At 52.6% G+C, this 12,987-nt stretch carries 8 protein-coding genes; 6 read left to right on the top strand and 2 right to left on the bottom strand.

Going from position 1 to position 12,987, the window contains the following annotated elements; translation table 11 throughout:
- Positions 1–163: 163 nt before the first annotated feature.
- The gene (locus JL719_RS06170; RefSeq protein ID WP_033157955.1) at positions 164–2,044 is read right to left on the bottom strand and encodes a proton-conducting transporter transmembrane domain-containing protein; all 1,881 of its coding nucleotides are present in this window, start codon (positions 2,042–2,044) and stop codon (positions 164–166) included.
- Positions 2,041–4,614 carry a YbcC family protein gene (locus JL719_RS06165; RefSeq protein WP_033157956.1) on the bottom strand — a complete coding sequence of 858 codons (2,574 nt, stop codon included), beginning with the start codon at positions 4,612–4,614 and terminating at the stop codon, positions 2,041–2,043. Before JL719_RS06165 ends, JL719_RS06170 begins: the two co-directional genes overlap by 4 nt.
- A gap of 326 nt (positions 4,615–4,940) precedes the next feature.
- On the opposite strand from JL719_RS06165, the gene JL719_RS06160 reads away from it, so the two are divergent.
- The 6 genes from JL719_RS06160 to JL719_RS06135 all read left to right on the top strand — a co-directional run bounded on the left by JL719_RS06160 (position 4,941) and on the right by JL719_RS06135 (position 12,857).
- Positions 4,941–6,587: a SulP family inorganic anion transporter gene (locus JL719_RS06160; protein WP_033157957.1), complete on the top strand. Its 1,647-nt coding sequence runs from the start codon at positions 4,941–4,943 to the stop codon at positions 6,585–6,587.
- A 150-nt stretch (positions 6,588–6,737) separates the two neighbouring features.
- Positions 6,738–7,451 carry a DUF2490 domain-containing protein gene (locus tag JL719_RS06155; RefSeq protein WP_033157958.1) on the top strand — a complete coding sequence of 238 codons (714 nt, stop codon included), beginning with the start codon at positions 6,738–6,740 and terminating at the stop codon, positions 7,449–7,451.
- A gap of 50 nt (positions 7,452–7,501) precedes the next feature.
- On the top strand, positions 7,502–10,036 hold the full coding sequence (mgtA, locus tag JL719_RS06150; protein WP_033157959.1) for a magnesium-translocating P-type ATPase: 2,535 nt from the start codon (positions 7,502–7,504) through the stop codon (positions 10,034–10,036).
- 26 nt (positions 10,037–10,062) lie between these two features.
- A complete protein-coding gene (locus JL719_RS06145; protein ID WP_033157960.1) occupies positions 10,063–10,368 on the top strand; it encodes a hypothetical protein in 306 nt (101 codons plus the stop codon).
- A 138-nt stretch (positions 10,369–10,506) separates the two neighbouring features.
- On the top strand, positions 10,507–11,208 hold the full coding sequence (locus JL719_RS06140) for a hypothetical protein (RefSeq protein ID WP_225893041.1): 702 nt from the start codon (positions 10,507–10,509) through the stop codon (positions 11,206–11,208).
- Positions 11,209–11,609: 401 nt separating this feature from the next.
- The gene (locus tag JL719_RS06135) at positions 11,610–12,857 is read left to right on the top strand and encodes an ATP-binding protein (protein ID WP_033157962.1); all 1,248 of its coding nucleotides are present in this window, start codon (positions 11,610–11,612) and stop codon (positions 12,855–12,857) included.
- Positions 12,858–12,987: the final 130 nt, after the last annotated feature.

The raw sequence follows: 12,987 nt of genomic DNA, 5'->3' as shown, positions 1-12,987 counted from the left end.
GCCATAGCTGAATTTGTAACCGGGGGTTCACACCGGCCAACCGATTGCATAACCCATCTTGGCGGCGTTTATAAAGCCACTTTCGATATTTGGCCTCTACCGCTTGACCACCACTTTTACTTTGGCAAAAAAGTCTTGTACGGCTTATTAGTGCCGGTTTGTTTTAAAAAACCGCCTCTCTCAGCTCGACGGGCCGCCCCATGCAAAGCCTTAAATAGACTCTGGCGATGGCAATGCCATTAATCACAAAGGACACGGTAATCGGCGCGGCAAACCAGGGGTGTTGGCTACTGGCATGTGACAGCAGCAAATCCTCGCCCAAGAATGCCGGAGTAATCGGAAAGCCAACCAGACCTAAGAAGCTCAAAAACAGCATCAGCGACCAACCGGGCCGGGTTTCGGCAAACGCGCGAAACACAAAAGGTTCGTCGGCGAAATGGTAATGTCTCAACAAGACGCTGAGCGCCACAATGCCCAAAGCCCAGGAGGGTATGATGCCGGTGAAGAACAAGGCGACATCGTACCAAGCGGCAGGCACCATCAACCACACCGCCACGCCGGCCAAAATACTGCTCAAGGCCACGCTATGCCAAACCTGGAACGGGCTGCGTTTGTTACTGAATGCGCTTAAAGACACGACCGCCATCGCCAGGGAGATCGGCATGGACAAATAGATTCTGGCCACGCTGCTTACGCCGGACGCGGCGATGGCAATGATCGCCAACAGCGCGAGGCCCGCCAAAATTTTGATCCACAAGCTCACCCCGTTCAGTTGCCGGCCCAGGTTTTTCAAGGGCTCCCACAAAATTTTCTTCACCAACAATTCCAACTGCCCTTCCTGCAAGGCAAAGACATACAAGGTATTTTGCAATACGTCAGGCAGGGAATCGCGAATCGACGCCGGCAAAAACGTCAGTTGTTCATTGTTTTTGATATAAAAATCGCTATCGACATTGCCTTCCACCCGCAGTAAATGCGCCACGATGGATGGCGACACCAACAACTGATAGCAGCGCAAAAACGCATTGCCCATAAAGTGCAGCAACACCAAATCTTCCAGACCCAATGCCAACTCGACGAACATAATCCCGACTTGCGCGATGGAGGCGTAAGCCACCTGCCCTTTGATATTAGACTGGGTTTTCTCCGCCAAGGTGGCGACAAACACCGTCAACGCGCCAATACTGAATACGATCAAGCGCGGCAGGTAGTGATAACTCCAGATCGGCATGGTCCGCAATAACAAAAACACACCCAGATGAATCGATAGCGCCCCGTAGAATATGGCGCTGGACGGCGTCGGCCCTTCCATGGCCCGTGGCAGCCAGAAACTGAATGGAAACTGCGCCGATTTGCCGGAAGCAGCCAAAATGATCAGCCAGGATAAAATCGACAAGGAGGCATACCCCGCGGGAGGAATGTTGTTAGGATCGAACATGGTCAACAACTGGCTAAAATGCTGACTTTCGTGAAACAGCAAATGGCTCATCCAGGTCCCTACCAGTAGCCCGACATCGCAAAACCGATAAATCGTGTAAGCGCGTAAGGCATTGCGCACCGGCTGCGGGCGATGGCGGTAAAAGGCAATCAGCAAAAATGAGGAGATGCCGACGATCTCCCAACCCGCAAACAACATATCGATACTGCCGGACAGCACGATCAGATTCAAGCCAAACGCAAACCCAAAAATAGCCTGAAAGAAGCGCTTATATCCCGCTTCCCGGTGCAGATAAACCCGGCAATATTTGACAATGGCCGAGAACACCGCCCACACCACAAATAAATACACGGCGCCGACTCGATCCAGAAAAAACAGCAAAGGGAATTGGTAATCGTCGTGTTGATACAACACCAGCCATTGATATTCAAAGTTGGCAAAGCCATGGGCGGCCCATGCAGCCAGTAAACCTAGCACAGCCACCCCTTTGATTCGGGTCATCCACAGGCTGATCGCGGCAATTCGATGTTCGTTGTCCGGGCTGAAAAAAATCAGCAAAAATCCAAGCAATGGCAATAACACACACGCCAATAATAAAGCACTCACGCCTGTCTCCTTGCCAATTGGTGGACAGGAATCGTTCGGGTTTGTCCGACAATAATTTTTTCCGAATGGCTGGCAACCGGCAACGGTCTGCCAGCCGCGGGTTCGGCCACTTTCCAGCCATCGCTGCTGTACAAATACAGGGCGCGGCTCACCGGATCACAAGCCACCAGGCGTATCCACTCGTTGTCCAGCCATTCCCGCCAGCCGCCCAACATAGCAATGGCCTGATCGGCAATCGCGGTTGTTTGCTCTACAACCATTAACAAGCGCGCCGGCTCGTGCACCTCGACCATTTGCGACGGCAAGCCAGTGCGCAAATCGCCCTCGACGCCGTTGGCCACGCCCAACAAACCGATCACGTTATGCGGCAGTTTGGTGCCGGCACCGTAGACGGAATTGTCGATGCGCGAAAACAGGTACTCCAGATTGATACCGCCGCACACGGGAATGACCGCTGACAACACTTTCACCAAGATCGAACCATCGCTATCACTGTTGGGATCGTAGGATTGCAAAAACGCCCTTCTATCCAAGAATAGATGCCGGGTCAAGTCGCGCCGCCCCACCACACAATACAGATTATTGGAATGATTGAGTTCCGGGCGCGGCTCGAAAATCGACGAAGCCCGCGCCACCACATGACTATGCGCTTCCGCGTTGTTATGCGATTTCGGCCCCAGTTCAAACCAGCGGCAGCGTTCGCGCGCGTTGCGCTGCAAGGCATGCTGCATACTGTGTTGGAAATTGTGAAACTCGTGACGCGCGGCCTTATCCAGCTGTTGCTGATCGAAGTAAGTGATCTCATCGCGACTGGTATTGTGCAAAGCGGGGACAAAATGCGTACCGGAAGGAATGTCTATCCCCCGCTCCCGCAAAATCTCTCGTACCTGCGGGTGGTTGGCCATCCAGGCAAAGGCCCGCGCGTTCGGCGCACCGGGCTTACCGGAGCAAGCACCGCAGTCATAAGCAGCGAAATGTGGATTGTTGACGCTACTGGAGCCATGTGCGACCACCATAATCAAGGGCGCGAACTGTTTAGTCAGACCAATATTGCGCAACAAACCACTCACTCGATCCGCCATTTCCATCAACGAAAATCCCAGCAGGTAGCCGTCCTCATTCAGTTCGTCGCTCTCCCGCAATAGATGTAAATGACCATGCGCCTCCACTTCGCTCAAGCTTTGGATGCCCGGCAACTGGCCGCCTGGGCGCAACACACTCCAACCCAACCTTAAGGCGTAGGCCAAGCCCAAGGTTTGCGTATACAACCAACCACGCAACATAGAATGCGCGCCAAAATGCAGCGTCGACAGCGACTCGCCCTTCTCGGCTTTGTCGGCTTTTGGCGTATCGGTCGATTCCAAAATGAGATGTTTGGGTTTAATCACCACCGGACACTGGGCCACCGGATACGCATCGTCCAAGCCTTGGTAGAGAAAATCGATACCAAAAAATCCCGGTGCGCCGAAGGTTTCGATACCCGGATCCATTTCTTCCAGATAGCGGCGCAGCGAGCATTCTCTGTCATCAATGCAAAATAGTGCCTGCACTTTGGGCGCTTGCTCCGCTGACGGGTTAATGGGCGCTTGCTCGCGCAAGGCTATGAGCAATTCAGAATGCAGGGACCACTCCATTGCCTCGTGCCACACCCGCATTTTCAGCGGTACCTGGGGTTGGGTGGCATCGCGCTCCAGTAAAGGAATAGCGTGTAAATTCGGTAGCTGGGCGATCTGTAAAAACCGACCTCCGTGCTTTTTATCGATAAACGCCAACTCGCAAGCCAGTTCCACCGCTAACAATTCTTTCAGCGAAATAGCCCGTGGCGCCAGCAACACATTCGGCTGGGTTTCGATTATCCGCACCATCCCCGACCAACCGGGATGGGCCAGCAATACTTCCAATAGATATTGGCCGTACAAGGTTTCGTCACCGACGATTTTGCTTAAACAATTCAAAATCACCTGATCGGGCCCGGCGTCCAGCATTTGCCGCACCACCGGCTGATGAAACGGATACAGAGGTAACAGGCTGTTTTGCACCAAACGTAACACGCAATCCCAGAAACGCTCGTCCGGCTTGGGCATGGCCCAACGGCTTATACCCTGATCAAGAAAGTTACTTAACAATCTGAACATCACCGGATGCACCATACCGTTCAAGTCGATTTCCAGGTGATTGAGCCAAGCAGTGCGGATACCGTGGTTAGCCAAGGACTGCGGCGGATAATGACTGTGACCGTCCGGCTCAAACAAAGATGACCGCAACGACTGCTCTTGATAGACGCTGCAATTGGCCTGCGTAATCGCCCATTCCAGCGCTTGATCGCTGATCCGGCCTTCGTCATAGCGTTTCAAGTAATCGGCCAAAGGCAAATAGCTTTTCGCGCCATATATCTGCGCCGCCACCGCCACCCCTTCGTGAAACGGATAATCCTGCACGGCATGCAAGGTGTTGTGGTGAATAAAATCCTTGATCGGCCCCTGGCTGGGCAGCCAATGGGCGATGTGGTCGATAGCCGCATTGAGATCGAACGCAGCTTTGTGAATATTGTGATGGGCGGAAGCAGACATCTGTAACTTAAACCTCGCTAGTCAAACAGAAGTTGAGGCCAACAGCCTCTTATGCTTCACACAGCATAGTGCGTGCCAAATCCCTAAACCCTGGCATATCAACGTTTCCAGCTTATTATTTAAACCCCAAGCTAAGCCCCATCGGTGCAAATAAACCACCCAATTGGTTGAAGCTGACGAATCAACCAGGCCAATCCATCAAATCGACAACCATTTTCCGGGCAAGCACGTCCACAACCCTTGATATATCTGCACTGACGCAGTTCATGCAAAACTGGCATGTTTCTCGCTGCACTTTGGTTTTCCTAGGCTACTTGAGAAAGACCATGACCACATCCTCTTCGGCCACCTTGCCTAAATCCGGGCTCCCCGGTTTAATCGAAAACTGGCGTAGCGATCTGCTATCCGGGTTTTTAGTATTTTTGATTGCCCTGCCTTTGTGCCTGGGTATCGCCATGGCGTCGGGCTTTCCGCCCATGTCCGGCATCATCACCGCGATTATCGGCGGCGTGGTGGTTTCCCGAATCAATGGCTCGTATGTCACGATCAACGGTCCGGCGGCCGGTTTGATCGTGGTGATCGTTGATGCCGTACAATCCTTGGGACAAGGCGATGCGATGGCCGGTTATCGTTACACTCTCGCCGCCATCGTTATCGCCAGCGTGTTGCAAGTGCTGCTGGGCGTGTTCAAGGCCGGTAAGCTCAGTGCCTTTTTCCCCTCATCCGTGGTACACGGCATGCTGGCCGCCATCGGCATCATCATCATGGCTAAGCAGATTCATACCTTGCTGGGGGTTAAACCGGAAGCGAAAAGCCTGTTGGGGACCATCGCCGAAATCCCGCACTCGCTGATGGACATGAATCCGGAAGTCTCGCTGATCGGCTTGCTCGGCTTGTTGCTGTTGATACTTTGGTCAGTGATCAAACATCCCACTTTAAAAATGATCCCCGCCCCGCTGCTAGTGGTATTACTCGGCTTAGCCTTGGGTCAGTATTTTGATTTGGACCATATCCACCAATACCTGTTTTTGCCGGATGCCGCGATTCTGCCGCACCATGAATTCAGCGTCGGCCCGTCATTTTTGGTAGCGGTACCGGAACATTTTCTGGCCGGCTTTTATCTGCCCGACTTTTCCAAAATCGCCACCGGCGAATTCTGGCTGGCGGTATTAACCATCTGGCTGGTGGGCAGTTTGGAAAGCCTGCTAAGCGCCTCGGCCGTGGACAAACTGGACCCGTATAAGCGCAGCTCCAACCTGAATCGCGATTTAACCGCAGTCGGTATCGGCAACGTGATTGCCGGCATGTGCGGCGGTTTACCGATGATCGCCGAGATTGTCCGTAGCTCCGCCAACATCAACAACGGTGCGAAAACCGGTTGGGCCAACTTCTTTCATGGATTATTTCTGCTGATCTTCGTGGCGCTGTTTCCCAAACTGATTCACGAAATCCCATTGTCGGCTCTGGCTGCCCTGTTAGTGTTCACCGGTTTTCGCTTGGCTTCACCCAAAGAATTTGCGAAAACCCTGGCCGTGGGTGTGGATAATTTTGCCGTCTTCGTCATCACGATTCTCGGTGTGTTGGCGACCGACTTGCTGGTTGGCGTGGCAATCGGCATCGGCGTGGAACTGGCGATTCATGTCAGCCGTGGCCTCAAGCTGCGCAACGCCTTTTCGATGGCTTTTCATGTGCGTCAAACCGATGCCGATACCCATCATATTGCGGTATCCGGCGCGGCGGTGTTTTCCAACTTCATCACCTTGAAAAGCTTGCTGGCCGATTTTCCGCAACGTAAAACGGTATTTTTTGATTTGACCGAAGCCAATTTGATTGACCATACGGTCATGGAATTCATCCACCATTTTGCCGAAGATTACAACCAAGCTGGCGGCCGTTGCCAAATTGTCGGCTTGGACGATCACGAAAGCTATTCCGACCACCATCTCGCGGCGCGCCGCAAAATTGCACTCTGACCCGGCTTAGGCTCACGCGACGGCAACAACAGTCGCGTGACGCCCTAGCCGTCCTCAGCACCACACCTTAACAACCCCGCCAAAAGCCCGTTCCTCTCCCGATAACATCGGGAGATACAGACGCTTTTGCTTAAATTTTGGAGAATCGTCATGCACACACTATCGCGAACATTATGGTATTCCTGCTGCGTATGCTCGCTACTGGCTATTTCGACCGTTGTAAACGCTGCCGAATTGCTTGAAGACTCCGGCGCTTGGTTACAAGCCGTGGCCGAAGGCAGCATGGGCTTTATCGATCCCAGCCTGAAAAACGGCCGGGTCTGGCTGGAAGGCCAATCGCGCTTCGATGGCGATTGGGGTCATTGGTATCAAGGCATGGTGCGTACAGCGGCCGGTTATGCCCTAAGCGACCGAGCCACACTCTGGGCCGGTTACACTTGGCTACCGACTCAAAACATCGGTAAATCTTATGTCTCGCAACAGGATATTTGGCCGGCGTTTCGTTATGTATTGCCCACGGAGATCGGCACTTTTACCTTCCGCACGATGTGGGAAACCAACTTTTTAAACGGCAGCCAATTACGCGAACGTCCCCGGCAAATGATCAAATTCATGCATCCCCTCGAGTTCGAGCCGCGCTTGAGCCTGATTGCTTGGGATGAAGCCTTTTACCGGGTCAATTCCACCACCTTCGGCGGCAAATCAGGGTTTGATCAAAACCGCGCGTTTGCCGGTTTTGGCTGGAGCTTCAACAAAAACGTCAGAACCGAATTGGGTTACATGAACCAATATGTCGATAACGCCAATCACAGTGCGGCGACGATGCGGCATTTGGGCATGGCGTCGGTGTTTGTTAATTTTTAAGCAGCGGACGTTAAACACAAGGTCCGCTCAACCGATTATCGAGGTCGCAGATGCCCAGCAAAATCGTCCCCAAACAAGTAAAAGCATTTTGGCATCACCAGATTTCGGAACTATTCCAGCAGTTGCAAACAGACGAACGCGGCCTAACCCAGCCGAAAGCCGCAGCGCGGCTAAAACACTACGGCGATAACCGTTTACAAAATCACAAGCCGCCCAGCACCGTCAGCTTGTTTTTCGGGCAATTCAAAAGTTCGATTATTCTGATCCTGCTGTTTGCCACCGGCCTGTCCTTTTACCTACACGACAAACTCGATGCGCTGATCATCCTGAGCATTATTCTGATGAGCGCGCTGTTGGGCTTTTGGCAGGAAAAAGGCGCCGCCGACGCGGTCAGCAACTTACTGGCGATGGTGCAAATCCGGGTCGCCGTGTTGCGTGACGGCACTTTCCAAGAATTGCCCGCCGAACAAATCGTCCCCGGCGACATCGTGCAGTTGCGGGCTGGCGACGTGATTCCGGCCGATTGTCGGCTGCTAAGTTCCGACAACTTGTTCGTCGACGAAGCCATTCTCACCGGCGAAAGCTACCCCGCGGAAAAATACGTTACCGAATTACCGATCAACACCGGTCTCAGCCAACGCCAAAACTGCCTGTGGATGGGCTCGCACGTACAAAGCGGCAGCGCCACGGCCCTGGCGGTCGCGACCGGTTCCGGCAGCGAATTTGGCAAACTCTCCGAACGCATCAAACTGAAAGCGCCGGAAACCGAATTCGAGCACGGCGTGCGCCGCTTCGGCTATCTACTGATGGAAGTCACGTTGATCCTGGTCATCATGATCTTTGCAATCAACGTCTATCTGGACAAACCGATCATGGACTCGTTTCTGTTCGCGCTGGCCCTGGCGGTCGGCTTGACGCCGCAGCTGTTACCGGCGGTGATCAGCATCAATCTGGCGCACGGCGCCAAACGCATGGCCGAGCAAAAGGTCATCGTTAAACAACTGGCCGCCATTGAAAACTTCGGCAGCATGAACGTGTTGTGTTCCGACAAGACCGGCACGCTGACCGAGGGCACGGTGCAACTGAAAGACACACTGGATATTGGCGGCCAGACCAGTGATAAAGTGGCGCGCTACGCTTATCTTAATTCCATATTCGAAACCGGCTTCAACAATCCCATCGATCAGGCCATCCGCCAATTCAAAACTTATGCTGTCGCCGAAAACGGCAAACTCGACGAAATCCCTTACGACTTCCATCGCAAGCGGCTCAGCATGCTGGTACAAGATCAAGGCGAAACCTTGATGATCTGCAAAGGTGCGTTGAACAATATCCTGGAAATTTGCGACACGGTGGAAAACGCCAACGGCGAGCTGCAGGCAATCGACGGCGTTTACGATGCCATTCAGCAACGCTACCGGGAATATAGCGGCCAGGGTTTTAGGACCCTGGGCATCGCTTACAAACCAATGCCCGGTAAGACAAAATTTGCCAAGAACGACGAAACCGGCTTGCGCTTCCTGGGTTTTTTGACCTTCTTCGACCCGCCGAAAGCCGACTGCGTGGAAACGATAAGCCTGTTACGCGAACAGGGCGTGACTTTGAAAATCATCACCGGCGATAACCGTTTGGTGGCGGAAACCGTGGCAGTTCAGTTGGGCTTAAACTCCCCGGCCATTTTGACCGGTATCGATCTGGCCGGGATGAGTGAAACAGCCCTGATTCATCGGGTTGCGCAGGTCAATTTGTTCGCCGAAATCGAACCTAATCAGAAAGAGCGCATCATCGTTGCTTTAAAGAAAGCCGGCTTCGTGGTCGGTTACATGGGCGACGGCATTAACGATGTCTCGGCGCTGCATGCTGCGGATGTGGGGATTTCGGTGGACAGCGCCGCCGACGTCGCCAAGCAAACCGCGCAAATCGTGTTGCTGGAAAAAAATCTGCGGGTATTGCTGGCGGGGATACGCGAAGGCCGCACGACCTTTGCCAACACCCTTAAGTATGTGTTCATGGCCACCAGCGCCAACTTCGGCAATATGTTCAGCATGGCCGGCGCTTCGCTGTTTTTGCCCTTTCTGCCGCTACTCCCCAAGCAAATCTTGCTAACCAATCTGCTGACCGATTTTCCGGAAATGACCATCGCTTCCGACAACGTCGATCCGGAAATGCTCGGCAAACCGCACCGCTGGGATATAGGCTTTATCCGTAAATTCATGATTACCTTCGGCATTATCAGCTCGGTGTTCGATTACCTGACCTTCGGCGTGCTGTTATGGCTGCAAGTGCCGGTGGAGCAATTTCGCACCGGCTGGTTTTGCGAATCGGTGATTTCCGCTGCGCTGATCGTGTTCGTGGTGCGCAGCCAAAACAGCTTATTCAGCAATCGCCCGGGCAAGTATTTGATGATCACCACCGCCACCATCGTCGCACTGACATCGGCATTGCCTTATACGCCTTTGGCGCCGTTCATAGGCTTTCAACCGCTGCCGGCGGCGATTATCGGCTGGCTGAGTTTGATCGTATTGCTTTACATCCTGACTGCAGAATTGGCGAAACGGATTTTCTATCGCCACGTAAACCTATAGCCGCCATAGTCCTTAAAAAATATTCAATGAAACACGCTCTCAATAACGACCTTTCCCACCACATTTTGCCCAATTCGGCCACGATGGTAGGTGTTTGCATTATGGTCATCAGCATCGTCAAAAGTCAGCCTTCAGGCATGGTCGGTTACGTGATCGACAAGGCGTTGGCAATAGACAGTTTGCTATTCACCATCAGTGCGTTGCTATCGTTCTTATCGATTCGGCTGGAGCGCTCAACCATAGGTTTGGAACGCTGGGCGGAAGTGCTTTTTATCATTGGGCTGGTGTCGATGACTGTCATTGCCCTCATTTTTTCTTTCGAAATTGTATGATTGATTTTCGCTTTCCCTGCGAATGCGGCAGACTCGCTTCGAAGCGAAATTTAACTTAACCCTAATGTGGAATTAACATTCAATTCATCGCCAAATAGTAATTTAGACCGCTCTAATTAATCTAAAGGCATTTGGAATATGAAAACGATAAAAAGCTTGTCAATACAGCTATTGGCAATTCTCTCGGTCTTATCTGCAATCCCTAGGGTTCAGGCTGCAACGACTATTCAAATCGGCCCAAGCGGAAAAACCTTTGCCTCGTCTATGGTTCAGTGTGCGGTAAATCCAGCCACCGGCCTGCAAGCGGCAACCGTTCAAACCGGCCTCTTCAACCCAAGGTCAAAAGATAAGGCCACGATTACCCTCAATGGCGGAATTGTGACCAAAGTTACCGCGTCGCAACCCGATGTCGCTGTCTGGCTTGTTGATGGTAATAACTCTGTTGTGGTCACCCTGTCTAGTAGAACAGCTGATACCTACGCCTTCACCGTACAACCGGGCTTCTGCGATCTACCCGATACGTCAGCTAACACTTTCAGCGCTGACGGCGTTCTCGAATACGCTGCCAGTAGAAAATCTTATACCACCGTCACCCCAGGCTGTGCCTTAAACCCGGCTAGCGGTAATTCCCAGTACTTCGTCAACCTGTTCGATAATGGCAGCTACCTATTAAACGTATCTGTCAATGGCACGCCGTTAACCCAATTGAACGGAACCACCCGAAAATCAGTACCCGTGTTTTTGGGGGCGGGTTTGAACGTAATCTCGGCAGCCAATGGCACGGTTTCCACCGACTACTACATTAGAGACGGCGGCAACGGCACTTGCACCTTACCGTAAATCAGAATAAGCGCCATGCCCTTTAAATGTCCCGGCAGTAACAGCATGGCGTCACTATTAACCCGGTCCTATTTATCACCGATATTCCGTTCGGGCTGAGCTGGTCGAAGCCTGATTTGGCGCACCCTTCTATAAACTCAGGATAAAAGGTATTTAAGGGCCGGGTTAATGACAACTTAGCAGACGCCACGGCTATTGCCGATGACATCATTAACTTGGTTAGTCATTTGCCGGAAGCATTGCTCCACCAGACTGCGTACGATAAAAAGAAAAAATGGTTGGCATTGGCCTTGAAGGGATTTCTTAAATTATGCCGGCAAAACTCAAGGTTGACGCGAAACAATAGACAAGGACCTGCTGCTGGCTTTACGATACTGAGTAAATTTACTCAGTATCGTAACATGAAATACACCCGCCCCCAGGAAGCGCTACTCAAAAACCGTCTCGGCGATCCAGTTCACTTTATCAACTTACTCGCCGGCCCAAGGCAGGTCGGCAAAACCACCATCATCCGCGACATTGTTTCAGCCAAGCCGACGCAAGGCTACTACATCTCAGTGGACGATGAACTCCCTGTCGGCTTTGATCCGTCCGCGACTATTTCCCCGCCGCAAAAGAAAGATAGGGGTTGGCTCGCCTTCCATTGGCAAGAAGCGAGAAACCGCACTGCCGCCTGGCTGAAAACTGCGCACAGCGGCGACATCTTTGTATTTGCGATAGACGAAATCCAAAAAATCGAGGATTGGTCCGACATCGTCAAGGGCTTATGGGATGCTGATCGCGCCAGTGGCGTACCGATGCATGTGGTGTTGCTCGGTTCCGCACCATTGTTGATGCAAAAAGGCTTGTCGGAGAGTCTGGCTGGACGTTATGAAACCCTGCCCGTCAGTCATTGGGGCTTTGCCGAAATGCAACAGGCCTTTGATTTCTCACTCGAACAATACATTTATTTCGGCGGTTATCCCGGCAGCGCCTGGCTGATAAAAGACGAAACGCGCTGGCGCCGCTACGTACGCGATAGCTTGATTCAGCCCAATATCGAAAAAGACATCCTGCAAATGGTGCGCATCAAAAATCCGATGCTGCTGAAACAGTTGTTCGAACTAGGTTGCCATTATTCCGGCCAGGAATTGTCGTTAACCAAAATTATAGCAAGCATCATCGAAGCCAAACACACCGAAACCTTGGCCGATTACCTGCATCTACTGACCGAAACCAAACTATTAGCTGGCCTGCATAAATACGCCGGCCAGGAAGTCCGCAAGCGCAATTCCGTGCCTAAACTGCATGTGTTCAACACAGCGCTGATGTCGGCGCTACAGGATTACAGCTTCGCCGAGGCACAGGCCGATCGCAGTTATTGGGGACGTTTGGTGGAAAGCAGCATCGGCGCGCATCTGCTCAATACCGCCGACGAAGACACCAAACTTTACTATTGGCGCGAAGGCAACCAGGAAGTCGATTTCGTGCTGGCTAAAGGCAAGAAACTGGCGGCGATAGAAGTCAAAAGCGCGCCCAAGCCGGTGGTATCGGCAGGGTTAAACGTGTTTGCCGAAAAATATCCCCACGCTACAAAAATTCTGGTCGGCGCGGGCGGTGTGCCGCTGGCGGAATTTCTGTCTCAACCCGCCGAATATTGGTTGGATTAGTTCATGCTGTTTCGCGTCCCCCGCACCGTCACCGAAAAAACCACTGAAGACACTCCTGCCGAAAGCCTTCCTATCGCCGACTACAGAGACCGGCCGGCCTATGTATTGCTTGGCGAACCGGGCGCGGGGA

Source organism: Methylomonas sp. LW13 (assembly GCF_016865255.1).
Taxonomy (GTDB): domain Bacteria; phylum Pseudomonadota; class Gammaproteobacteria; order Methylococcales; family Methylomonadaceae; genus Methylomonas.
The sequence above is the reverse complement of the archived record's forward strand: the minus strand, read 5'-3'. Positions and strand labels throughout refer to the sequence as shown.